Genomic DNA, 23,020 nt, shown 5'->3' with positions numbered 1-23,020 from the left:
AGACCGAGGATCGGCGACGGCGCCATACACGTCGCCGATCCTCGGAAGTCTTACGACGCGGTGTCTTCGCGGGCGAGGCGTTGGCGAATGTCTTCGCGCATGGCCTTCTTGTCGATCTTTCCGACCTTGGTGGTGGGCATCTGATCGACGATGACGAGCCGCTCGGGGAGTTTGAATCGGGCGACGCCGGCCTCGTTCATGAGGGTGACGACGTCGTCGAGGGTGACGTGGTGGCCGTCGGTCAGCGACAGGTACAGACACAGCTTTTCACCGAGTTTGGGGTCGGGCATGGCGACGGCGGCGGCCATCTCGACGCCGTCGATCTGATACGCGAAGTTCTCGACTTCCTCGGCGGAAATCTTCTCCCCGCCGCGGTTGATCATGTCCTTGTCGCGGCCGGCGACCACCAGGTTTCCGTCGGGGCGGCGGACGACGATGTCGCCGCTGGCGTACCACCCGTCGGGAGTGAACGCCTTCGCGTTGTGTTCGGGTGCCCGGAAGTAGCCGCGCGGGGTGTAGGGGCCGCGGGTGAGCAGGGCGCCGGGGGTGCCGTCGGGTACCGGTTCGCCGATCTCGTCGACGACGGCGATCTCGTCGGCCTCGCTGACCGGTCGGCCCTGGGTATTGGTGATGACTTCCGGGTCGTCGTCGAGACGGGTCATGTTGATCAGACCCTCGGCCATCCCGAAGACCTGCTGCAGGCGGGCGCCGAGGACGGGTTCGACGCGGGCGGCGAGTTCGTCGGGCATGCGGGATCCGCCCACCTGGAGCACCCGCAGCGTGGTGCCGGTCATGGTGTGATGCTCGCGTTGGTGCTCGATCCAGGTCTGGGCGACGGCGGGAACGACGGTGGCGACGGTGACGCCTTCGGCGTCGATGGTGCGCAGGGCCCGCTCGGGGGCCGGCGACGGCAGCATCACGGTGCGGCCGCCGGCGAACAGCGCACCGAGAATGCCCGGACACGCCAGTGGGAAGTTGTGACTGCTCGGCAGGGTCCCGAGATAAACTGTGTCGGAGTCGAATTCGGTGACATCGTTGCAGCGGAGGACGTTGTAGACGTAGTCGTCGTGGGTGCGGACGATCAGTTTGGGCAGTCCGGTGGTGCCGCCGGAGAGCAGCAGGCAGGCCACGTCCGCGCCGGTCGGTTCGTACTCGGCGTCTGTGAACCGAACGGGAGTGTCCATGCCGGCGGCGAGCGCGCGCTCGGGTGCGTGCGGCGTCGGGTCGTTCGAGAGTTCTCCGTGGACGAGCACCGTCCGGATGCTGGGGACCTCGGCGGCGACCTGCTGGGCGATCTGGCGCAGGTCGGTATCCCGGTCCGTGTCGGCGACGACGATCGCGGTCGCCTCGGACAGCGACGCGAGGTGCGTGAGTTCGTGTCTGCGGTGCGCGGGCAGCGCCATCACCGGGACGATCCCGGTCCGGAAGCACGCGAGGGTGAGGGCGACGAACTCCCAGCTGTTGGGCAGTTGCAGCACGATCCGGTCACCGGGGGCGATCGACAGGTCGAGCAGGTACTGGGCGCAGGAGGCGGACTTGTCCCACAGTTGCCGGTAGGTCAGGCGCGTGGAGCCGTCGACGAGGGCTTCGTCGTCGGGTCTGCGCTCGACCTGTCCGGCGATGTGTGAGCCGATCGACGTTCCCTGCCAGTACCCGGCCTTGCGGTACTGCTCGGCGACATCATCGGGCCAGGGCACGACACCCTCGATGGACAGCGGGGTGCGGGTGCTCATTGCAGCTCTCCTTCGAGTGCGGTGGGCCGGTTCGGCGCCGGGAGGATGACCGCGTCGAGGGCCGTCAGTCCGGTCGGGGTCAGCCGCAGTGGATTGATCTCGATATCGCTGATCTCGGGATGGGCGGCCAGGTAGCCGGCGACGGTGACGGCGAGGTGGGCGAACTCGTCGCGGTTCAGGACGGGGCCGCCGCGCCAGCCGTCGAGCAACGGCGCGCACTGGAGGTCGTCGAGCATGGCGGCGGCCGCTGCGTGGGTGAGGTGGTGGCTGCGGATGGCGACATCGCCGATGGCCTCTGCCGCCGTGCCGCCGAGTCCGGCGACCACGATGGGCCCGAACACCGGATCCCGTCGGGCGCCGAGGAACAGGTCCACCCCGGAGGTAGCCATGGTCTCGACCAGATACGCGGGTGCGCCTATGGCGTCGAGGGCGTCGAGGGCGAGGTCGAGGTCCTCGGCGGTGCGGATCCCCAGGTGGACCCCGCCGATCTCGGTCTTGTGCACGACCGTGGCGTCGAGGATCTTCACCGCGACCGGGAGCGTGAGTTCGGTGAGAGCCTGGTGTGCGGCGGCGCGGTCGGCGCAGACGCGCCTCTGGGGTGTGGCGATTCCCAGGGCGTCGAGGAGGTCCTTGGCGGCGGCCTCGTCGACGGGCAGCGACAGTGCCGGGGCCGTGACGGTAGCGGTCGGCCGGGGGTCGGCGGCGCGCAGGAAGCGACTCCGTGCGTCGTGTACCAGCGCACTGATGCCGGTGGCGAGGGCGGTCGGGCTCGGCAGTACCGGGACACCGATCTCTGCGGCCGACGCGAAGGTCTTGCCGACTGCCTCTGCGGGGCCGCCGATGCCGAGGACGACGGGCACGTCGGTGTGTACTTCGGATTCGCGGACGGCGGCGGCGAGATCGATGGCGTCGGGTTCGGCGAGGGCATAGACCGCGAGGGCGTCGATCCCGGGGTCGGCCGCCGTGGTCGCCAATACGTTGCCGAAGGTGGTGCCGGGCCGACCGGTGTCGACGGGATTGGCCTGGAACGTCAACGGCGGCAGCAGTTCCGACAATCCCGCTTGGGTCGATCCGGTGAGGGTCGGCACCTGCACGTCCTGGGCGAGCAATTCGTCGAGGATCATCAGACCGGGGCCGGCCTGGGCGGTGACGAGGCCGATGCCGGGGGCCGGGGCGGCGGGCAACCGGGTGCGGCTGAGCACGGCGAGCGCATCGACGAGTTGCCGCTCGGAGTCGACGACCACGGCGCCGGCCTCGGCCAGCAGCGCCCGGGTGGTCTTCCAGGACGTCGCGAGGGCGCCGGTGTGCGATTCGGAGAAGGCGGAGACGTCGCTTCGCCCGACGACGATCGCCACGATCGGCTTCTCGGCAGTGACCTTGCGCACCGCGGCGAGGAGGGCCTGGCCGTCGTCGACGGATTCGACGTGGAGCGCGATGGCGGTGACGGTCGGGTCCTCGCTCAGGTATTCGAGTACGTCGACGCTGGTCACGTCGACACTGTTGCCCAGCCCGACGCCGAGTCCGACGCCGACGCCCTGCTCGGAGAGCAGGAACGACAGGGCGTGGTTCATGCCGCCGCTGGCCGCGACGACCGCGACGGTGCCGCGGTTGATGTGTTCGACCGTCGGCACGAAGCTCACGGTGGTGTTTCCCGGGCGGAAGAAGCCGGAGGTGTTGGGGCCGAGCAACCGGATCCCGGTCTCGGCAGTGATGTCGGCGAGCTGATTCTGCAGCGCGATACCGTCGGGGCCGGCCTCGGCGAATCCGCCGGAGCAGATCAGCGCGGCGCCGACGCCGCAGTCCGCGGCCTCACGCAGCGCGGCTGGGGTGGCCGCGGCCGGAATGCAGAGCACGGCCAGGTCGATTGGCGCGCCGTGGGCTTCGGTGGCGGCGGCCAGCGACACGTGGAATCCGTCGCCTGCACCCTTGGGGTTGATCCCGTAGGCGGTCACGGTGCCGTCGCTGCCACGATTGATCGCGTCGAGCATCACCGACCCCAGTTTCCCGGGGGAGGCGGATGCTCCGACGACGGCGATCGACGTCGGGGCGAACAGTCGGTTCAGTGGTGTGTTCGTCGGCGCGGGAGTGTGTGTCAGTGTCATTTCGCGACCTCGGCGGAGGTGAGGACACGCGGATGCGCGTCGGCGGTGGGTTCGAAAGCGACGGCGTCGGCGCGACCGGACAGGATCAACGTTGCGGCGCAGTCCCGTTCGTCGACAGCGCGCCTGGCGCGCAGAGACGTGGGCTGGTCGACGACGATCACCGGGATGCGATGGGTGAAGCGGATGTGTTCGGCGCACAACACCCGGGAGAGGGCAGTGCCTCCGCGGACCGCGACAGCAACCGGTGTCCGCGCACACAGCTCATCGAGTTCGGTGCGGGTGACGACGTCGAGCGAGGTCCGGTCTGCGTCCGGTGCGGTGAAGATCGCCGCCACGTCCGGTTCGCCGGTGGATGTTCCGGCGACCACCGAAGTCGTGCCGTCGCTGAAATGCAGGGAATCGTTGGAGAATTCGGTGATCTGCAGCAGCCGGGACCCGAGCGTGACGGCTCCGATGGTCAGCGGGGTATCCAAGGGGGTAGCACCGTGCTGGGTGTTCCAGGCGCGCTCGGCGTCGGAGACGAACCGGGGGTCGCGCACGCGCATCTTCTCGGCCGAGATGGCGCGGCTGAAGAAGTGGAATCCGAACTGCCACGGTTCGAGTGCGCGGTAGTACTCACCGAAGTGGTCCCACCAGGACAGGCTCGGCATCGCCGAGTCCTGGATCTTCGCGACCTGCGGGCGACGGATGTCCTCGAACGCGGCCAGGGCGGCATCGAGGTCGCCGCGATGATCGGCGACGGTCTGGGCGAGGACGGCGGCATCTTCCATGGCCATCTTGGTGCCGGAGCCGACCGAGAAGTGGGCGGTGTGCACGGCGTCGCCGAGGACGACCACGGGGGTGCCCTGCGCGGCGCGGGTGTGCCAGCGGCGGGTGCGGCGGGTACGGAAGTTCGCCCATCGGGAGTTGTTGGCCACCAGTTTGTGACCGTCGATCTGATCGGCGAACAGTTCCTCGAGGTAGCGCTGGGTCACCAGGTCCGACTGCCCGGGCGGGGTGGACACGTCGAAGCCGTCCAGGCCCGCACGGCGCCAGGTGGCCTCGTCGGTTTCGACGATGAACGTGCTCAGGTCGGAGCCGATCGGGTAGGCGTGCACGGCGAAATTGCCGTGCTCGGACTTCTTGTGCAGGAAGGTCAGTCCGTCGAACTGGAACGTGGTGCCGAACCAGATGAACTTGACCGCGGCCTCGTCGACCGAATGCCCGAGCTCGTCGACGAAACGTTCCCGCGACGCAGAGTTCGCGCCGTCTGCGGCGATGATCAGGTCGTACTCACCGCCGGCGTCGAGCGCGTCGACATCCACGGTGGTCGAAAAATGAAGGCGAGCGCCCAGTTCGGTCGCGCGGTCCTGCAGCGCTCCGAGCAGGACCCGTCGGTGCACGGCGGACATTCCGTTGCCGCCGGCGGAGGTGGTCACACCCTTGCCGCGCACCTCGATGGTGTCCCAGTGCCGGCCGTGCTCGGCCAGAGCGTCCCGCAGTACGGGATCGATCCGGTCGACGTTGTCGAGCGTCGCGTCGGAGAACACGACCCCGAACCCGAAGACGTCGGATTCGTTGTTGCGTTCGAAGACGTCGATCGTCGAGCCCGGCACGGTCTGTGCCAACGCGATGGCGGAGAACAATCCGCCCGGTCCACCGCCGATGCAGGCGACGCGCAGCGGTGCTGCGGCAGGCGACGAATTCTGATCTGGGATGGACATCAATGTCGGCCCCTCATGTGACTGTGGCCCGGATCTCGGGCGAACTCTCACCCAATTATGTGACATAAATTGTCGAAAGGTCAAGAGGTTTGTTACATGTTTGCGGCGATCTCGGCGACGAACTCCTCGGAATCTGCGCGCAGCGTGTCGTGGCACTCGGTGAACACCTCGTGCGCGACCCGGCCGCGCCATCCCGGAGGCAGGAGCGATTCGGGCAGGTCGGGGTCACGGAAGGGGTACTTCCGATACTCCTGAATCAGCTGCATTCGCTCGACAAGGGCCTCGCGTCCGTCGAGACCCCGGCGGTAGCGCGCGAGCCTGGGCAGGAACTCCTCGATGAACCCCTGATAGTCGGCGCCGAGCTCACGCAAGTCCCAGCACCGTTCCGCGATGAGTCGGTCGAACGGAAGCCCCGCCGTCTGACTGCGCAGGAACTGAATATGAAGCTCGTCGTCACCGGAAAGCATTTCGCGCAGCTGCTTCTCTCGGTCGTGCGGCGAGAACCAGGCGGTGCCGCCGTGATGCCCGAACCCCCACCACGTCAGTGCCGTTTCGATGCGTTTGCGCCGCTCGCGGCTCAGGTCGGATTCGTCGACGAGCGCCTGCGTCCAGGTGCGGTCCCAGTCGTCGAAGTGCCGCTCGAAGATGCGGGCACGGCCGTCGTCGAGCAGGTGCCAACTCTTGTCGTTGAGCAGGTACGACACCTCGCGCCCATTCTTCGCCGAGTCGAACCACCCCTCCTTGCGCAGCCGGGTCATCACCACCCGCACCGTGGCCGGCTCGACGCCGAAGACCCCCATCAGTTCGGTCAGGGCCCCGAGCTTGGCCGCCCCGCCGGTATAGCGGAAGTATTCGCCGTACAGATCGAACACGAGTGCCCGTGGTCGCATGTGTGCCATCCCTTCGCCCGCGATCGATCCACTCGACCAGCAACATGTGTCATTGGTATTGACTTCAGAGGCAATTATGTCACATAGTGACTGTGCTCACATAGTCTCTTCGCGGTCGTCCCACCGACCACGAACCGCCCGACGTCACGCAAGTGTGTCGGACTCCCCCATCACCTCCAGACACCCACCCACAACGGAGGAAACAGGTGACCCCCCTGACCTCGGCCACGAACACCGGTTCCACCCGGCGTTCGAGCGCCTCGATCGTCGCCCTCTGCTTCGTCATCATCGTCTACGACGGCTACGACCTGGTCGTCTACGGCGCCACCGTTCCGTCACTCCTCGCCTACGAACCCTGGCAGCTCACCGCCGGCCAGATCGGTGCGATCGGAAGCTACGCGCTCGTCGGCATGCTGCTCGGCGCCCTGTTGTCGGGTTGGCTGGCCTCGCGGGTCGGCGCCCGCGCCATCGTGCTCGGCTCACTGATCTCCTTCTCGGTGATCATGGGCCTCACCGCGCTCGCCCCCAACCCCGAGGTGTTCGGCCTGCTGCGATTCCTCGGAGGTCTCGGGCTCGGTGGAGTCGTCCCCACCGTCATCGCACTGACCGTCGAGTACTCACCGCCCTCGCGCCGGCAGTTCAACAACGCACTCATGTACAGCGGATACTCCGTCGGGGGCATGCTCTCCGCCCTCGCAGCGCTGGCTCTGCTCCCGGAGAACAGTTTCCGAATCATGTACGCCCTCGGTCTGTTGCCGCTGGTCACCATCGTGCCCCTGGCCTGGCGGTACCTCCCCGAATCCGCGGCGTTCCTGGCCGGCAAGGGCCGAATCATCGAAGCGCGGGCGCTCGCCGACAAGTTCGGGATCGACCTCCCCGCACCGTCGGCCACCACGTCGAACGGAAGCATGGCATCGCTGGTGACCGGGCCCCGCCGGATCCCCCTGCTCCTTCTCGTCGTCGCCTCGTTCTGCGGCCTGCTCCTGGTCTACGGGGTCAACACCTGGTTGCCGAACATCATGCGCCAGTCGGGCTACTCGCTGGGTAGCTCACTGAGTTTCCTTCTGGTGCTCAACCTCGGAGCCATCGTCGGCGCACTCGCTGCCTCGAGAGCCGCTGACCGATTCGGCAGCAAACCGGTGACCGTCACGTCCTTCCTGCTCGCCGTCGTAGCCATCCTCGCCCTGGGAACAGGACTGCCGGTGTCCGCAGCCATGGCCGTGGTCGCCGTCGCCGGGCTCGGCACCGTCGGCACCCAGATTCTCGTCAATGGCTACGTCGCCACGTATTTCGGTGAGAACGAGCGCGCCGCCGCTCTGGGCCTCTCACTCGGACTCGGCCGGGTCGGCGCCATCGTCGGGCCGATCCTCGGCGGCTGGATCGCCTCCTCCGCGCTCGGCGTCGAGTGGAACTTCTACGCGTTCGCGGCCTTCGCCGCGCTCGGCTGCCTCGCGGTCGCGCTGGTCAGCCGATCGGCTGCAAGCACACCTCACCCGTCGAGCACCGTTCCCGCTACCTCGCAGCCCACTGCCTCGGCATCGTCGGAACGACGCTGACACCCCTCGATAGGAGACACCATGTCCACAACCTTCGTGCTCGTCCACGGCGCTTGTCACGCCGGCTGGTCCTGGCGGCCCGTGGCCGGCTATCTGCGCGCTCAGGGACATCGCGTGTACATGCCGACCCTGCCCGGTCTCGGCACCGAAGACACGAAAGCCGGCATACACCTCGCCGATACGATCGAATACCTGGTCGACTACGTGGAGAAGCGAGATCTCACGGACATCGTCCTCGTCGGTCACAGCTGGGGCGGCTTCCCCGTCTCCGGCGCCTCCGCACGGCTCGCGACACGCATCTCCCGGTTGGTTTACTGGAGTGCGTTCGTTCCGCACAGCGGTGAGTCGTTGATCGATCTGTGCCCGCCCGCCTACGGCGACATGTTCCGCGCCTCCGCGGCAGCCTCCACCGACAACTCGGTGACGTTCCCGTTCGAAGTGTTCTGCGCCGCCTTCATGCAGGACGCAACCCCCGAGACCCAACGCATCGTCTATCCACTGCTCGAAAGCCAACCGTTCCACACCATGAACGAGTCCCTGGACCTCGACGAGTGGGAACGACTCCAACTGCCCTCTACCTACGTGCTGTCCAAGGATGACCTCGCCCTGCCGCCCGGGGAATTCGGTTGGGCCCCTCGCTTCACCGAACGGCTTCCAGGCGCACCCGTGATCTACACCCCTGGCAGCCACGAATCCCAGCTCACCCAGCCGGAGCCGCTCGCCGCCGCCCTTGTCGAGGCCGCAGCGAGCTGACCGGATAGCCGTTTCATTCCGAGAGAAGAGAGTTCATGACCACGACCGTCACCGCCGCCGTCGCCCGCAACACCGGCGAACCACTCACCATCGAGCAGCTGCAGCTCGACGGGCTGCGTTCGAACGAGGTGCGGGTGCGGATGGTCGCCACCGGCATCTGCCACACCGACGCCATCGTGCGCGACGGCATCTACCCCACCCCTCTCCCCGCCGTCCTCGGCCACGAGGGTGCCGGCGTCGTCGAGGCGATCGGAGAGGAAATCACCACCGTCGATGTGGGTGATCACGTCGTCCTGTCCGCCGCCTACTGCGGGCACTGCAGGCAGTGCCGGTCCGGTCGAATGGCATACTGCGAGAACCTCTTCGAAGAAGACTTCGGCGGCCGCCGACACGACGGCACGACGGCACTGTCGGTGGACGGCGCGCCGATCTCCTCCCACTTCTTCGGGCAGTCCTCGTTCGCGACGCACGCCAACGTCGTCGAGACCAGCGTCGTCAAGGTCGATCCCGGAGCGCCACTCGCCACCCTCGCCCCGCTCGGCTGTGGCCTGCAGACCGGTGCCGGCGCCGTCCTCAACGACCTGCGTCCCGAGCCGGGAACCTCCCTCGTGGTGTTCGGGACCGGCGCCGTCGGCTCGGCCGCGATCATGGCAGCCCGCGTCGCCGGATGCACCACCGTGATCGCCGTCGACCTCCACGATTCCCGGCTCGAGCTCGCCCAGCAGATCGGCGCCACGCACACCGTCAACGCCGGCACCGTCGATGTCGTCGACGAACTGAAGAAGATCACGAACGGGGACGGCGTCGACTACGCCATCGACACGACCGCGGTACCGGCGGTGCTGCGCCAAGCCGCCGATTCCCTCGGAATTCGAGGAACACTGGCCCTCGTCGGCGCCGCCGCACCGGGCACCGAGGTGAACTTCGAGATCGGCGCGTCGCTGGTCAAGGGGTGGACGTTCAAGACGATCATCCAGGGCAGTTCGGTGCCCCAGGTGTTCATCCCCCGATTGGTCGAACTGTGGAAACAAGGCAGATTCCCGTTCGACAAGCTGATCCGCACCTACTCCCTCGCCGACATCAACACCGCGTTCGCCGACTCCGCGGACGGGTCGACGATCAAGCCAGTTGTCGTCTTCTGAGCACACCTCCGCACCGGCAAACCCCAATCCCGCAACCAGCCAAGGAGCAAATCTCATGACCACCACCCACGATGTCCTGTCGATCGGCCACCTCATCGGCCACACCCTGACCGACGTCGACAACTACGACGAGGTCCGTGACCCCGGCCGCCTCGACGACATCGTCGCCCGCGTCGCAGTCGGCACCCCCGCCGATGTGAACCAGGCGGTGGAACTGGCGCACCGCGCGTTCACGTCGTGGAGAAACGTCCCGCCCGCCGAGCGGGCTCAGCTGTTGCTCAGCGCCGCAGACGTGCTCGCCGGCTGCGCGGAGGATCTCGCGCCGCTGCTCGTCCGCGAGCACGGCGGTGTGCTGTGGGAAGCTCAGACCGACTTCGCCCTCGGTACCGGTGTGCTCCAGCACACCGCGAGTCTCGTCGACGGGTTCTTCACACCCGTCCAGTACGACGACGAGCAGAGCTTCATCAGCATCGAGCGCGTTCCCCGCGGCGTCGTCGCAGCGGTCGTGCCGTGGAACATGCCCGTGGTGCTGACCATGATGAAGCTTGCGCCCGCGCTCGCCACAGGCAACACCATCGTGCTCAAGCCGTCCCCGTTCGCGCCTGCCGCGCTGACCCTGGCCTTGCAACGCATCGCGCAACAACTTCCCGAGGGTGTGGTCAACGTCGTCCACGGCAACGCGGACGTCGGGCAGGCACTCACCTCCCATCCCTTGGTGCGCAAGGTCGGCTTCACCGGCGGCACCGCCACCGCCCGGCACGTCATGGCCTCGGCCGCAGGCACGATCAAGAATCTGACGCTCGAACTCGGTGGCAACGACCCGGCGGTCGTCCTCGACGATGTCGACATCGACGCGGCGCTGGACCGAATGCTCAAGGGCGTGTTCACCCGATCCGGCCAGATCTGCTTTGCGGTCAAGCGCATCTACGTGCCCCGCTCGCTGTACGGCACCTTCGCCGACGCCTTCTGCGAACGAGTCGACCAGTACGCCGTCGGACACGGCTTGGACGAGAACGCAAGCTTCGGCCCCCTCAACAACAAGGCACAATTCGACAGTGTCACGAACTTGATCGAGGGCACAAAAAACTCCTCCGCGAAGATCGTGCAGCTCGGAAAGAAACTCGACTCCGCGGGCGACGGGTACTACGTACTCCCCCACGTCGTACGGGACGTCGAACACTCGGCGCCGATCAGCAGCTGCGAGCAGTTCGGCCCCGTGATCCCCCTCATCGCCTACGACGACGAGGCCCAGGTAATCGAGTGGGCGAACGACTCCGAATACGGACTCGGCTCCTCGGTATGGACGACCGATATCGATCGGGGACTTGCCATCGCGCGTCAGATCGAGGCCGGCAGTACGTTCATCAACTCGCACGCATTCGAATCCCTCGACCTGCGCATGCCTTTCGGCGGCGTCAAGCAGAGCGGTATCGGACGGGAGTTCGGCGAAGCGGGCATGAGCGAGTACGTCGAGGACCACGCGATCCGCGTCGTGAAGTAACCGGCCCAAGGTGTGGCGGTGCGTTCGTCATCACGCGCACCGCCATACTCGGCACTCTTGCATCCGCCGGTTCCGTGGTCGCTCCACTGCTGCACACGGGCGGCAAATGGACCGGGCCGAGCCCGGCACCCGCATGACAACTCCGGACCATGAGGCACTCACCGCGCACCAACGTCCACATGGGCAACAGGAAAGGCTGATTTCGTTGTGTGACATAGTTGCAGGACTCGAATCCAGGGGAATCTCGCGCAGGAGGATTCTTGCCAGCCTGGCGATCGGCGCTGCGGCGACCGCCACTGCGGCGGCATGCTCGTCCGATCCCGACACCGGTGGTGGCGACGTCGCGCTCGACGCACGCCCCTACGGTCCCGAGCCCTATGCCAATCAGCGCACGCGCCTCATTCTCCTCGGCACATCGGGCGGGCCACCGTACTGGCCTGGCGGAACTCGTGAAGGTATTGCATCCGCAGTTGTGGTCGACGATCGGTTCTATCTCATCGACGCCGGCCACGGGGTGATGCGTCAGCTCCGAAACGCCAAGCTGGGTAGGAACTACGACACGGATTTCGATGGTCCCCTCGATGTACTGGCCGGAGTGTTCCTTACTCACCTCCATTCCGACCACATCGTCGACCTCAATAACATTCTCAGTGAGGGAATGTACAACGGCCTCCAGTTCGTGAACCGAATCCCTATCTGGGGGCCAGGAAACCGCGGACAGGTTCCACCGTTCTTCGGCGGCGGTACGCCCCCGACTCCGGTCAACCCGGAAAATCCCACGCCCGGTACTCGCGAGATGACCGACTTGCTGGTGCAAGCCTTCGCCGCCGATTTCAACGACAGGCTGTTCGACAACGCCAAGCCGCGGCCGGAACAGATGTGGGAGGCGAACGACGTCCCCGTCCCCGCGCAGTATCTGTCCGATCCGAATGGGCAACCTTGCCCGAAGATGGATCCCTTCGTCTTCTTCGAAGATGATCACGTCAAGGTGTCCGCAACACTCGTCAACCATGCGCCGGTCTTCCCAGCCCTGGCGTACCGCTTCGACACCCCCGACGGCTCGATCGTCTTCTCGGGTGACACCGGAAAGAATCCCAACCTGGTGCCGTTGGCCAAGAACGCCGACGTCCTCGTCCATGAGGTGATCGATAAGTCCTGGCCGGAATCGCTCTTCCCTGAGCCCCGGGACGCGAAGCAGGAATCGATATTCCAACACCTGATCAACGCTCATACCCTCGTCGAGGACGTCGGACGGGTCGCGCAGGAGGCGAACGTGAAGACGTTGGCACTCTCCCACATCGTCCCGGGGAACGGCGCGGACGACCGTTTCGAGGCGGCCAAGGACGGTTTCGACGGCAAGCTGATCATCGGCCGGGACCTGGATGTGATCGGTGTGGGCGCGCCCCGAAGCGGGGGCTGACGACCAGCGCCGGAGACCGAGTTTCACTGAGCCCTCTCGGAGACAATGTATTCGCGCGGCCCGACGCGCTTATCGATTGGAACAAAGTCAATGTGCAATACCGCCGGTCCACTCGCCGGAATCTCCCGGCGCTCCTTCGTCCAGGCAGCACTTGCCATGTCCGGTGCCGCCGTAGCATCCACCACTCTCAGTGGATGCACGGATAATGGTGACGTAGCCGCAGCGGGACCGGCCGGTTCCTCGATCAGTGCAGCGGACTTTCGGACACGACTCGTGTTGCTGGGGACCGCCGCCGGCCGGACCTGGTGGAGCGGCTCGGAGCGGAAGGGGATATCTACCGCTGTCGTGGTCGAAAACTCGGTGTACCTGGTCGATTTCGGGGAAGGATGGGCGAGGCGGTATCTCCAGGCCGGGCTAGGGAGGCAGGAGGAGTTCCACGGCCTCGAGCGGCTCGAGGCAGCCTTCGTTACCCATCTTCATTCCGACCACATCGTCGACTACCCGAATATCCTTACCTTCGGATCATCCGACGGCCTGGCGAACCGGCCAAAGCCACTTCAGGTCTTCGGCCCGGGACCCCGCCCCTCACTCGTACCGCTCGGCAACTCCGACGCTCCGGAGCCTCCTGTTCTGAATGCGTCGAACCGACGCCAGGTCTACGCGATACCACCGAATACCTCTACCAGGCGTTCGCGAACGATCTGAACGACAATATGCGGGACAGCCTCAAGCCCGACCCGCACTCGCTGATCACCGTTCACGATATCGAACTTCCGGTCGGCATCACCGTCGATCCGAACATCGATGTGGCACCACGCATGTCACCGTTCCCTGTGTTCGAGGACGAACGGGTGCGAGTCACGGCCACGCTGGTCGATCACGCACCGGTGTTTCCTGCCTTTGCCTTCCGCTTCGATACCGCCGACGGATCGGTTGTAGTGTCCGGAGATACAAACGCATGTGACAATCTTGTCGAGCTTGCCCGGGGCGCGGACATACTCGTCCACGAGGTGATCGACATTGCGTGGGTGGAAGGACTCTTTCCGAACCCGCCCAGCCCGGCACAGCAAGCGAAGATCGATCACCTCGTCAACTCGCACACACCGATCGAGGATGTCGGGAAAGTGGCTGAGCGAGCGGGTGTGCTGACGCTCGTGCTCACCCATCTGGCACCAGCGCACAATCCGCCCGAGCGGTGGCTCGAAGCTGGAAGGGACTTCTCAGGCGAGATACTCATCGGAGAAGACTTGATGGAACTCGGTGTCGGCGCCGCACGGAAGAATTGATTCCGGCGTCGCCGCTTCTGTATCGAACTCTGGTTGACTCCACTTCCGAGTGCGCAGGCCGAATCACATCGCACTTCACCTCGACGGCGCATCGCCGACGGTGTCCGCGGGGTTGTAGAGCCCGGTCATCCGTCCTTCTGGATCGAGTTGCGTCAACAATGCTTCACCGATGCGGCGGAGTTGGGTCAGCTGTGCTGGCGTCAACGGGTCGAGGACGTTGCGGCGCACGGTACGGACGTGTCCGGGCGCAGCGGCGACGACCTCATCCCACCCTGCCGCCGTAAGTCGCGCATTGCTCGCCCGGCCATCCTCGGGGCACGGGATTCGCTCCACGAATCCTCTCCTCTCCAATCGCCGGATGACATGGGACAGTCGGGGCAAAGTTGCGCTGGTGCGTTGGGCCAGCAAAGTCATCCGCAGGGTGTGGTCGGTTGCCTCGGACAGCATGGCAAGTACGAAGTACTCGAAGTGAGTGACGCCTGCGTCCCGTCGCAATTGCGAGTCCAGGACGCCGGGTAGCAGTTCGACGACGGCGACCAATCGGAGCCACGTTGCCCGTTCATCCGCGTTCAGCCATCTCGTTTCCACTCCAGGAGCCTACCTCCATTACTTGACACGACAACTAAATCAACTAGGCTTTACTTGAAGCATCAACCATGATGCGTGCAGCAGGAGTTCCTCGCCGTCGGCATCTCCGCCGTCGGCTGCAACGCCGTCACCAGGCAACAGCTGTTCCGTGTGCGAAAAATCGCCCTGTAACGACACTTTGCCGGTTTCGGCCGGAACGACCAACTGGAAGGTGGACACCCAGTGACCGTCGACTACATCGAGCAATCATGAGCGCAGTGGCCTTCGGCCAACCCGTCACCGCCACGTACGGCTCCGCCGACCCGACCGCTCCCCTGGTCGTGCTCCTCCACGGCCGTGGGTCGAACGAGCGCGAGATCCTCTCGCTGGCACCCCACTTGCCGGGAGACGTCGCCTACGCCGCGGTGCGCGCCCCACTTGCCGAGGGATCTGGGTTCGCCTGGTTTGCCAATCGCGGGATCGGCCGGCCTGTTGCGGCCTCTATCGCTCTGTCCATGCAGTGGTTCCTGAGCTGGCTCGACTCCGTCGCGCCGACCGGGCGTCCGGTGATTCTCGTCGGTTTCAGCGGTGGAGCAGCGTTCGCCGGCGGCCTGATCCTCGACGACCCTGCCCGCTTCACCGGCGCTGCTGTCCTGTACGGGACACTGCCCTTTGGCGCGGGCCTTTCGGTGGAGCCTGCCCGTCTCGCTCACCTTCCGGTCTTTGTCGCCCAAGGTGACCAGGACCACGTCATCCCGGCCGAGCTGCTCGAACGCACCTGGAACTACCTACTCAGCGATTCCGGTGCACCCACAGAAGCGCACCGCGACCCCGGCGGACACGGGCTGTCCGCGACCGTGGTGTCAGCTCTGGGAGAATGGATTGCGCATCGACTGCGCTTCGTGAAGCACCAGCACGTGCCTTCCGGCGGCCCGCGAGCCGCTGTCCGGTGGCCGACCGTCCCGGGCGGTCGGCTACCAGACCGTCGTGGGCCCCACCCGCGTGTGTCGTGGTCGATCCCCCAACAGCAGCAGACCGACAACGCACCGGTCGACTTGCAAGAACGGCTGCTCGCCCACGTCCGCGGGATGGCCGGTGTCACCGTCGGTGCATCACACATCTCGGTCCCCGGAGCAGTCGGTTTCAGTCTCGAAGACCGAGGGCCCGACGAGCAGGCGTATCTCGTTCCGTCGGCAGGTGAGTTCGCGCATCTGCATCCGCAGTACGACGGCTCGTTGCACCTGACGCTGCCGGCCGACCTCGCGGCCGACCTCGTGGCCCATGGGTGGGGGCGGATGCATCCGTGGGCGGGAACCCGGCTCTCACCCGGCTTCGTGATGGTCTACGGACCCCGCGACGACGACGAGCTCGCAACGATCCAGGGCGTCGTCGCGGCAAGCCATGCCTACGCCACCGGCCGGCTCACCGACTCGCCTTCCTCCGAGAGCCTCCCCTTGCCGAGCCGCATCCAATAGAGAGACGCCTCATGACCAACCTCACGCTCGACTCGGACCGCACCGCACTGGTCCTGATCGATCTTCAAAACGACAACGTTCACCGGGACGGCGCGTACGCGTCCTTCGGCGCCGCCGCACACGCGGAGGAACAACAACTACTCACGCACGTCGGCGAGTTGCTCGACTGGGCTCGGACGAAATCCGTACCCGTAGTCCACAACCACATCGTGTCGTTTCCGGGTCGCCCCTTCGGCGGCCGCAACGCCCCGATCTTCCGGATGATCGGTCCGGACTCACTCCGCCTCGGCTCGTGGGGCGCCCAGGCGCTGGACGGACTCGAGGCTCGGGACGACGAGCCCGTACTGTTGCGTAACCGGATGAGCTGCTTCAACGGGACACCGCTCGACAGTCTGCTGCGAAACCTCGGCGTCACCGACGTCGTCGTCTCGGGCGTGTGGACGAACATGGCCGTCGAGCACACCATCCGCGACGCAGCCGACCACGGTTACCGCGCAATCCTCCCTGCCGACGCCACGTCGAGCCTGAGCGCGGACTGGCAAGCTGCAGCGGTCGGCTACGCCCTGACGAACATCGCAGAGATCGTCACCACAGCCGATGTCATTGCGGAACAACGCGACGAGACCAGATGAGCCGCGACTTCATCTGGACTGTCGAGACGGCAGCCGATGTTCTCCTCGAAGCCGAGGCAACTCGCACCGATCGACACCCCATCACCGACGACTGGACTGCGCTCGACCTCGAGACCGCCTACCAGGTGCAGGACCGACTGATCGCCCGCAAGCTGGCACTGGGTGAGAAACTTGTCGGCGTCAAACTCGGCCTCACGTCCCGCGCGAAGCAGCAGCGGATGGGCATCAGCTCGCCACTCACCGCATGGCTCACCGATGGCATGGTTCTCGCAGCAGGGGCACCGGTTCCGACCCGCGAACTCATCCACCCCCGCGTCGAACCCGAGATCGTCTTCGTCCTCGGCGAGAAGCTGGAAGGCCCAGGTGTGACTGCGGCGTCCGCGATGGCCGCTGTCCGGTCCGTGCATGCCGGATTCGAGATAATTGACAGCCGCTACACCGACTTCCGTTTCACTCTTCCCGACGTCGTTGCCGACAACGCCTCCTCAGCGAGATTCGTACGTGGCGAGATTGAACGCCACCCCACCGACCTAGACCTCGCCCTCGAAACATGCATCCTGTCAGTGAATGGTGTCGTCGTCGACACCGCCACCGGCGCCGCCGTCCAAGGCCACCCTGCCAACGCACTCGCTCTCGCCGCGAACTCGCTCGCCGAACGCGGCATCGCACTCGAACCGGGCTGGATCGTCCTCACCGGCGGAATGACCGACGCCGTCTCCATCGAACCCGGACACCAGATCGTCGCCGAGTTCACCAACCTCGGTGCGATCACCGTCGCCGGCGCCTGACACAAGGGACATGCGGAGCCCCGCTGTGAGGACTCCCCGTCGTCGATCAGGCCCACCGCGTCCTTCGGATTACCGGCGGTCGTGGCGCGGCGGCGCTGTACCGCCTCCTGATGCCCTGAACCAGCGCCAGCGGCGACCAGCATCTCGCCGAAAGATGAGGCTCCGTGCGATTTCGGTGGCTTAGTGCGTAGTTCATTGTTCATCGTTGCGGACAGGGTTCGCGCCGTGGCTTTCACCCCCGGAGCGGAACTCGGTGGTCGAGGGTATGCCACGGCCACCGAGTGCGTTTCAACTCTTCGTGGGCACGGCTACCGGTTCCGCGTCTTCGATGATGTGCACGTGCAGCAGGCCTCCGGTGATCTTGTCGGTCCAGCGGCTCATGGTGAAGGCGAGGATCGCTGCGGCGACGAAGAAGCCCGCCATGATGAGGAGTCCGGTTGACGTGGAGCCGGTGGTGTCCTTCAGTAAACCGAAGAAATAGGGGCCGACCAGGCCGCTGAGGCTGGCGAGGCCGTTGATCATTGCGAGCGCGACGGCGGCGAGTCCACCGGTGAACAGCTGGGCGGGCATCGAATTGAATGTCGGGAGTGAGCCGAAGAAGCCGGCCGCCGCCAGGCTGATGCCGACCAGCGCGAGGTAGGGATTGCCGCTCAGCGCGGCAACGGCCAATCCCAGGGCACCTGCGAGTTGCAGGAGGGTCATGTGCCAGGTTCGTTCACCGGTTCGCGACACGTTCTTCGAGACGAAGATCATGACGACCGCAGCGAACAGCCACGGAATTGCCGAGACGAATCCGGCACCGGCAGCGCCTAGGTCGAACTGGTCTCGGACGATGGTGGGAAGGAAGTACGCGATCGTCCAGTACCCGATCGTCATACAGAAGTACAGCACAGTGAACACCCACGCTGCGGGCCGCCGCAGTACTGCCCACAGCTGTGAGATCTCGTGACCGGCGCTGTCAGGACTCTGAGCGGCTGCTTTCGCGAGGTATTCCTTTTCCGACGCGTCGAGCCACTTGGCATTCGAGGGGCCGTCGGGAAGGCGGAAGAAGATGTAGATTCCGAGCACGATCGCCGGTATGCCTTCGAGCAGGAAAGCCCAGCGCCACCCCGCCACGCCCAACAATCCGTCCAGTGACAGCAGTGCCGAGGTCAGCACCGACCCGACGGCAAGTGCGATGGGAACGGCCAGATTCAACATGGAGTACGTCCGCGGAAGCATGCGCGGTGTGCACCAGAAGGCGAGGAACAGCAGTGCGCCCGGCGAGAATCCGGCTTCCGCGATGCCGAGCATGATGCGCACGATGTAGAGCGTCGTCTCGTTCTGGACGAGGCCCATGAACATCGTGGCGATGCCCCAGGTGACCATGATGCGGGCGAGCCACACACGCGCACCGAACTTGGACAGGGCCATGTTCGAGGGAATCTCGAAGAAGCAGTAGCCGATGTAGAACAGCCCGGCGGCGAGACCGAAGGTTGCCGCGGTGAGGCCTAGGTCTTTGGACATCGGTCCGGCCAGGACACCGATGTTCGCTCGATCGATGTACGAGATGAACATGCCGAGCATGATGATCGGGATGACTCGCAGGAGCATCTTCTTGTAGATGCGTGCTTCCATATCGATGTCCGGGTCGGCGGTGATGAGGGGATTGGTCATGGGATCGGCTTCCTCGAGGTCGCGGCGGCGCGGCGAATGTGCCGGAACGGGTCGTCGCGAGGACTGCATGGCGTAAGGGGTATGCGGGCGGCAGGCACCGATGAGCAATTGCTGAAATCGCGGAAGGGGTTTCCGGCCGCGTCCACCGCCTGTAGCGGGAACGGTTCGTTTCAGTTGTCGGTGCGGTAGTGCTCGAGCTTGGCCGGGTCGATCGCGATGCCCAGACCCGGACCGGGCCGCACGCTCATCTTTCCGTCGGTGATGCGCAGGCGTTCGGTGAGCAGGTCGTCGCTCATGTCGAGGTAGTTCGACAGCTCGGCGGCGTGGTGTGCGGTCGTGCGTTGGGAGGCACCGAAGGCGAGCGAGCAGGCGGTTCCGATCTGGCCGTCGATCTGGTTGCCGATGACGACCTCCACCCCGAGGCCTTCGGCGAGGTGTGCGACGCGCAGCGAGTCCGAGAAGCCGGTGCGGGCGGTCTTGATGCTCACAGCCGTTGCCGCGCCGGCGAGGATCTCGCGGGTGACATCCGCTGGGGTGGGGACGCTTTCGTCCGCCACGAAGGGAATCGGGAACTGTCGCACCAGCCATCGGCGGCCGAGGACGTCGTCGGCGGGACACAGTTCCTCGACCCGGGACAGACCGAGCTCCCCCATCCGTCGCAGCGCGGTCGCGGCCTCGGACGCGGTCCAGCCGCGGTTGCCGTCGAGATAGAGTTCGGCTCCGTCGCCGACGGCCTCGCGGATCGCCCGGCACACGGCGATGTCGAGGTCGATCGGGCGCCGTCCGACCTTGATCTTGAACGAGGTGATTCCGTATTCGCCGGTGATGCGGAGGGCCTCGTCAGCCATGACTGCGGGGTCGGCGAAGCCGAGCATGTGACTCACGTTCAGGTGATCGGTGTAGCCGCCGAGCAGCTCGTGCAGCGGCCGGTCCACGGTCTTGCCCCAGGCGTCCCACATGGCCATGTCGATGGCGGCCTTGGCGGTGGGATTGCCGACCGTGCGGTTCAGTTTCTCCCGCACCTGTTCACGTCCGAGCAGTGACATCCCCACGATGGCGGGGGCGAAGACGGTCTCGATCACCGCGACGATGGATGCCTGGGTTTCGCCGTAGGTGTAGGGGCGCGGGGGTGCCTCGGCGATACCGACGATGCCGTCTTCGGTGACGACCTCGACCAGGACGTGGTCCGCGACGTCGATGTGGCCACTGGCGAAGTGCAGCGGTTTGCGGTATGGAATGGCGAACGGAATCGCCCGCACTCGAGTGATTTTCATGATTTTCATCCTGTTTCGGGCATCGGGAGGCGGGCCCCGTCGTCGGGACGGGACCGGCAATCGTTTGGGAGCTGCTGTTCGGGCCTCGTCGCCCGGCTGGTCTTCGGTGCTGTCGTCAGGTGAGGTAAGTCCGGATGATCTGGCTGTCGTCGGCTTCGAGCAGGCCTAGCTCGGCCGCACGCTGATACTGCTGCCTGGCGGCTTCGAGCAGCGGGACCTGGGCACCGTGCTCGGCGGCTTCCTCGTGGACGAGTCCGTTGTCCTTCGCGAGGATCGCCAGCCGGGTGAGTACGTCGGGGACGATGCCGAGTTCGGCCATGCGGGGTCCGCGCTCGTCGAAGAACCACGAGGCACCGGAGCCGCCGCTGATGATGCCGACGGTCTTGACCGGATCGAGGCCGAGGTGGGTGGCAAGGGCGATGGCTTCGGCGGCCGCGGCCAGATGGACCGAGCTGCAGAGCTGGTTGACGATCTTGGTCGCCTGACCGTCGCCGGGACGGTCGCTGACCAGCGCGACCTCGCCGAGCACGGCGAACAGGTCTCGCAGTGCCTCGACCGGCGCGGCTTCGCCGGCGGTCAGGAAGCGCAGCATTCCCTTCTCGGCGCCCGGGACACCGCCCGTGACAGGCGCGTCGATGACCGCGGCGCCGGATTCGGTCAGCATCTGCGCTGCCTCCTTCGCGGCGCGCGGTCCGACGGTCGAGCAGATCACCCAGGTCTGGTGATCGACCTGCCGGTTCGCGGTTCCGGCCTTGACCGTGTCGAGGAGTTGCTGACCGGTGGCGACCAGCACCAGAACAATGTCGCTGACCGGGGTCGCGGCGATGTCGTCGAAGGACTGCATGCCGTCGGCTTCGGCTCGTGTGCGGGCTGCCGGATTCGGGTCGACCGCGGCGACGTCGTAGCCGCGGGAGACCAGGCGGTGGGCCATCGGTAGGCCGATGGCGCCGATTCCGACGAACGTGACTGTGGGGAGGTTCTTTTCGGTTGCATTCATGCTGTTGTCCGTTGCTCTCATGATTGGATCCAGGTGACGATGGTGTAGACGGTGAAGGCGGCGTAGGCGACGGAGGCGACGCCGAGCACGATTCGCCGGGGACGTGAGATGCCGATCCGGTGGTCGAGCGCTCCGTTGACTCGGATGATGAGCACGCAGTACACGACCATTACGAGCCCGTTGAGCAGGGCCGCGATCGCGATCAGCACCAGGGGTTGATCGAGGCCGAGTGCGAGGATTCCTGCGCCGAGCCCGACCATCACCCAGACGGCGGCCATGTAAGTCTTGGCCTCGGTCCAGGTGGTGTGGTCGCGCAGATAGGTGGTGGCGAGGATGTTCGAGGTGATGCGGGCGACGAGGTCGACCACCACCAGGTTCGCGAACACGAGCGAGACGGCGCCGATGGTCCAGAACAGGATCTTCAGCCATTCACCGTATTGCTCGCCGAGGGCGGTGCCCTCGAACATGATGAAGCCGAGGTCGGCGGGACCGGTGTAGCCGCCCACGCCGATGATCTTGTACGCCAGAAGCGCGAACACGACGATGGAGACCAGGGTGACGAGGTAAAACGTCACGAATTGCTCGATGCGGACGGCCTTCCACCACTTCTTCCACCGGGACAGGCTGGTGTCGGTGATCTCGAACTGGTAGCCGGTCGCGGTGCCGGCCTCTTCCTCGCCGGTGACCGGGGAGACGACGCGCGGGGCGTGTATTCCCATGCCCCAGCCCTTGTCCCGTGCCCAGTTGCTGACCGCGAGGTTCACGGCGCCGCCGCCGCCGGCGAAAACCAGTGCGGACATCAGTACCCCGACGGGTACCTCTTGGGGCAGTCGGCCGATGCCCTGGACGGTGGCGTGGGGAAGCTCGGTCCATGGCTGCCACCCGATCAGGACGACGGCGAATGCCACGAACAACAGCACCATGATGATCTTGAACATCTCCAGCTTCTCGACCGTTTTGTACACCACCGGTGAGAAGGTCAGGACAGCGCCGATCAGGACGAGACCGCCGACCGCGATCCATCGAACATTGCCGCCGCCCAGGGGAAAGGTGAGCATCTGCGCGGAACTGGTCATCCAGGCGGGCCAGGCGAACGGGATGACCGTCATCGCGATGAACAGCGGGGCCCAGCCCCGCCACAGCCGCAGGAATCCGGTCAGAATCGTTTCACCGGTCGCGAGGGTGTAGCGCGCGACCTCGGTGTTGATGAAGTACTGCAGGCCCAGGCCGATCGCGGCGGCCCACAGGAAGGTCAGACCGACCCGGCTGGTGATGAACGGGTGCAGCAGGTATTCGCCGGTGCCGATTCCGACGGCCGCGATGATGACGCCCGGGCCGACGATCTTCCGCAATCGCGGCGCCGCGGGCAGCTCCCGCGTCGGCATGGCCGGCAGCGTGCCGCCGTCCATCGCGCCTGCCGACCCCGGGTGCTTCGTTGCCTTGTCCGCCATTGGTTTCACCATGATCCAACTCCCTCGAACGGCGACTCGTGATGCCCGCCACATGTAGGGAAGTTATCGGCTCAAGATCTATCTTGTCCAAGAC

20 protein-coding genes are annotated in these 23,020 nt (G+C 65.9%); 10 read left to right on the top strand and 10 right to left on the bottom strand.

What is annotated here, in order from left to right; all coding sequences use genetic code 11:
• Window positions 1-50: 50 nt before the first annotated feature.
• From WKC72_RS40910 to WKC72_RS40895, 4 genes are all read right to left on the bottom strand, one after another.
• The gene (locus tag WKC72_RS40910; protein WP_370184972.1) at window positions 51-1,733 is read right to left on the bottom strand and encodes a (2,3-dihydroxybenzoyl)adenylate synthase; all 1,683 of its coding nucleotides are present in this window, start codon (window positions 1,731-1,733) and stop codon (window positions 51-53) included.
• Window positions 1,730-3,835 (bottom strand): acetate--CoA ligase family protein, encoded by a 2,106-nt coding sequence (locus tag WKC72_RS40905; protein WP_370184970.1) that lies wholly within the window; start codon window positions 3,833-3,835, stop codon window positions 1,730-1,732. The genes WKC72_RS40910 and WKC72_RS40905 overlap by 4 nt, the downstream gene beginning before the upstream one ends.
• Window positions 3,832-5,538 carry an FAD-dependent monooxygenase gene (locus WKC72_RS40900; protein WP_370184968.1) on the bottom strand — a complete coding sequence of 569 codons (1,707 nt, stop codon included), beginning with the start codon at window positions 5,536-5,538 and terminating at the stop codon, window positions 3,832-3,834. Before WKC72_RS40900 ends, WKC72_RS40905 begins: the two co-directional genes overlap by 4 nt.
• A gap of 92 nt (window positions 5,539-5,630) precedes the next feature.
• The gene (locus WKC72_RS40895; protein WP_370184966.1) at window positions 5,631-6,428 is read right to left on the bottom strand and encodes a PaaX family transcriptional regulator C-terminal domain-containing protein; all 798 of its coding nucleotides are present in this window, start codon (window positions 6,426-6,428) and stop codon (window positions 5,631-5,633) included.
• 206 nt (window positions 6,429-6,634) lie between these two features.
• Between WKC72_RS40895 and WKC72_RS40890 the strand changes: the two genes are divergently transcribed.
• From WKC72_RS40890 to WKC72_RS40860, 7 genes are all read left to right on the top strand, one after another.
• A complete protein-coding gene (locus WKC72_RS40890) occupies window positions 6,635-7,984 on the top strand; it encodes an MFS transporter (RefSeq protein WP_370184964.1) in 1,350 nt (449 codons plus the stop codon).
• Between the two features lie 21 nt (window positions 7,985-8,005).
• Window positions 8,006-8,737: an alpha/beta fold hydrolase gene (locus tag WKC72_RS40885; protein ID WP_268788873.1), complete on the top strand. Its 732-nt coding sequence runs from the start codon at window positions 8,006-8,008 to the stop codon at window positions 8,735-8,737.
• 35 nt (window positions 8,738-8,772) lie between these two features.
• Window positions 8,773-9,879, top strand: coding sequence for an NAD(P)-dependent alcohol dehydrogenase (locus WKC72_RS40880; RefSeq protein WP_268788874.1), 1,107 nt, complete (start codon window positions 8,773-8,775; stop codon window positions 9,877-9,879).
• A 55-nt stretch (window positions 9,880-9,934) separates the two neighbouring features.
• Window positions 9,935-11,380 (top strand): aldehyde dehydrogenase family protein, encoded by a 1,446-nt coding sequence (locus tag WKC72_RS40875; protein ID WP_370184962.1) that lies wholly within the window; start codon window positions 9,935-9,937, stop codon window positions 11,378-11,380.
• Window positions 11,381-11,486: 106 nt separating this feature from the next.
• On the top strand, window positions 11,487-12,800 hold the full coding sequence (locus tag WKC72_RS40870) for an MBL fold metallo-hydrolase (RefSeq protein ID WP_370184960.1): 1,314 nt from the start codon (window positions 11,487-11,489) through the stop codon (window positions 12,798-12,800).
• Window positions 12,801-12,845: 45 nt separating this feature from the next.
• Window positions 12,846-13,505: an MBL fold metallo-hydrolase gene (locus WKC72_RS40865; protein WP_370184958.1), complete on the top strand. Its 660-nt coding sequence runs from the start codon at window positions 12,846-12,848 to the stop codon at window positions 13,503-13,505.
• Window positions 13,506-13,513: 8 nt separating this feature from the next.
• Window positions 13,514-14,086: an MBL fold metallo-hydrolase gene (locus tag WKC72_RS40860; RefSeq protein ID WP_370184956.1), complete on the top strand. Its 573-nt coding sequence runs from the start codon at window positions 13,514-13,516 to the stop codon at window positions 14,084-14,086.
• Between the two features lie 75 nt (window positions 14,087-14,161).
• Here WKC72_RS40860 and WKC72_RS40855 read toward each other — a convergent pair whose 3' ends face one another.
• A complete protein-coding gene (locus WKC72_RS40855; protein WP_370184954.1) occupies window positions 14,162-14,674 on the bottom strand; it encodes a MarR family winged helix-turn-helix transcriptional regulator in 513 nt (170 codons plus the stop codon).
• A 39-nt stretch (window positions 14,675-14,713) separates the two neighbouring features.
• Window positions 14,714-14,893 (bottom strand): hypothetical protein, encoded by a 180-nt coding sequence (locus WKC72_RS40850; protein WP_370184953.1) that lies wholly within the window; start codon window positions 14,891-14,893, stop codon window positions 14,714-14,716.
• 29 nt (window positions 14,894-14,922) lie between these two features.
• Here WKC72_RS40850 and WKC72_RS40845 point away from each other — a divergent pair, with 29 nt between their 5' ends.
• The 3 genes from WKC72_RS40845 to WKC72_RS40835 are packed head-to-tail and all read left to right on the top strand — an operon-like array spanning window position 14,923 to window position 17,548.
• Window positions 14,923-16,128, top strand: a complete 1,206-nt coding sequence (locus tag WKC72_RS40845; protein WP_370184951.1) for an alpha/beta hydrolase — start codon at window positions 14,923-14,925, stop codon at window positions 16,126-16,128.
• 11 nt (window positions 16,129-16,139) lie between these two features.
• A complete protein-coding gene (locus tag WKC72_RS40840) occupies window positions 16,140-16,760 on the top strand; it encodes a cysteine hydrolase (RefSeq protein ID WP_370184949.1) in 621 nt (206 codons plus the stop codon).
• On the top strand, window positions 16,757-17,548 hold the full coding sequence (locus WKC72_RS40835) for a 2-keto-4-pentenoate hydratase (protein WP_370184948.1): 792 nt from the start codon (window positions 16,757-16,759) through the stop codon (window positions 17,546-17,548). Before WKC72_RS40840 ends, WKC72_RS40835 begins: the two co-directional genes overlap by 4 nt.
• A gap of 288 nt (window positions 17,549-17,836) precedes the next feature.
• Here the strand turns inward: WKC72_RS40835 and WKC72_RS40830 are convergent, their stop codons facing one another.
• The 4 genes from WKC72_RS40830 to WKC72_RS40815 form a co-directional block, all read right to left on the bottom strand.
• Window positions 17,837-19,204, bottom strand: a complete 1,368-nt coding sequence (locus WKC72_RS40830) for an MFS transporter (RefSeq protein WP_370184946.1) — start codon at window positions 19,202-19,204, stop codon at window positions 17,837-17,839.
• A 170-nt stretch (window positions 19,205-19,374) separates the two neighbouring features.
• Window positions 19,375-20,478 (bottom strand): mandelate racemase/muconate lactonizing enzyme family protein, encoded by a 1,104-nt coding sequence (locus tag WKC72_RS40825; protein ID WP_370184944.1) that lies wholly within the window; start codon window positions 20,476-20,478, stop codon window positions 19,375-19,377.
• Window positions 20,479-20,593: 115 nt separating this feature from the next.
• Entirely contained in the window at window positions 20,594-21,496 is a 903-nt protein-coding gene (locus WKC72_RS40820; RefSeq protein WP_370184942.1) for an NAD(P)-dependent oxidoreductase, read from the bottom strand.
• Window positions 21,493-22,938 (bottom strand): Nramp family divalent metal transporter, encoded by a 1,446-nt coding sequence (locus tag WKC72_RS40815; protein WP_370184940.1) that lies wholly within the window; start codon window positions 22,936-22,938, stop codon window positions 21,493-21,495. The genes WKC72_RS40820 and WKC72_RS40815 overlap by 4 nt, the downstream gene beginning before the upstream one ends.
• Window positions 22,939-23,020: the final 82 nt, after the last annotated feature.

The sequence above is a fragment of the Rhodococcus wratislaviensis genome (assembly GCF_041228765.1).
Taxonomy (GTDB): Bacteria; Actinomycetota; Actinomycetes; order Mycobacteriales; family Mycobacteriaceae; genus Rhodococcus_F; species Rhodococcus_F wratislaviensis.
This window is presented reverse-complemented; position numbering and strand designations above follow the sequence as displayed.

Bases quoted from the DNA above. Each gene is read 5' to 3' on its own strand.
- WKC72_RS40900 (WP_370184968.1), bottom strand. From the start codon at position 5,538: ATGTCCATCCCAGATCAGAATTCGTCGCCTGCCGCAGCACCGCTGCGC.
- WKC72_RS40880 (WP_268788874.1), top strand. From the start codon at position 8,773: ATGACCACGACCGTCACCGCCGCCGTCGCCCGCAACACCGGCGAACCA.
- WKC72_RS40825 (WP_370184944.1), bottom strand. From the start codon at position 20,478: ATGAAAATCACTCGAGTGCGGGCGATTCCGTTCGCCATTCCATACCGC.
- WKC72_RS40840 (WP_370184949.1), top strand. From the start codon at position 16,140: ATGACCAACCTCACGCTCGACTCGGACCGCACCGCACTGGTCCTGATC.
- WKC72_RS40820 (WP_370184942.1), bottom strand. From the start codon at position 21,496: ATGAGAGCAACGGACAACAGCATGAATGCAACCGAAAAGAACCTCCCC.
- WKC72_RS40860 (WP_370184956.1), top strand. From the start codon at position 13,514: ATGCGGGACAGCCTCAAGCCCGACCCGCACTCGCTGATCACCGTTCAC.
- WKC72_RS40870 (WP_370184960.1), top strand. From the start codon at position 11,487: ATGGACCGGGCCGAGCCCGGCACCCGCATGACAACTCCGGACCATGAG.
- WKC72_RS40830 (WP_370184946.1), bottom strand. From the start codon at position 19,204: ATGACCAATCCCCTCATCACCGCCGACCCGGACATCGATATGGAAGCA.
- WKC72_RS40885 (WP_268788873.1), top strand. From the start codon at position 8,006: ATGTCCACAACCTTCGTGCTCGTCCACGGCGCTTGTCACGCCGGCTGG.
- WKC72_RS40835 (WP_370184948.1), top strand. From the start codon at position 16,757: ATGAGCCGCGACTTCATCTGGACTGTCGAGACGGCAGCCGATGTTCTC.
- WKC72_RS40910 (WP_370184972.1), bottom strand. From the start codon at position 1,733: ATGAGCACCCGCACCCCGCTGTCCATCGAGGGTGTCGTGCCCTGGCCC.
- WKC72_RS40845 (WP_370184951.1), top strand. From the start codon at position 14,923: ATGAGCGCAGTGGCCTTCGGCCAACCCGTCACCGCCACGTACGGCTCC.
- WKC72_RS40865 (WP_370184958.1), top strand. From the start codon at position 12,846: ATGTATTCGCGCGGCCCGACGCGCTTATCGATTGGAACAAAGTCAATG.
- WKC72_RS40875 (WP_370184962.1), top strand. From the start codon at position 9,935: ATGACCACCACCCACGATGTCCTGTCGATCGGCCACCTCATCGGCCAC.
- WKC72_RS40895 (WP_370184966.1), bottom strand. From the start codon at position 6,428: ATGCGACCACGGGCACTCGTGTTCGATCTGTACGGCGAATACTTCCGC.
- WKC72_RS40815 (WP_370184940.1), bottom strand. From the start codon at position 22,938: ATGGTGAAACCAATGGCGGACAAGGCAACGAAGCACCCGGGGTCGGCA.
- WKC72_RS40905 (WP_370184970.1), bottom strand. From the start codon at position 3,835: ATGACACTGACACACACTCCCGCGCCGACGAACACACCACTGAACCGA.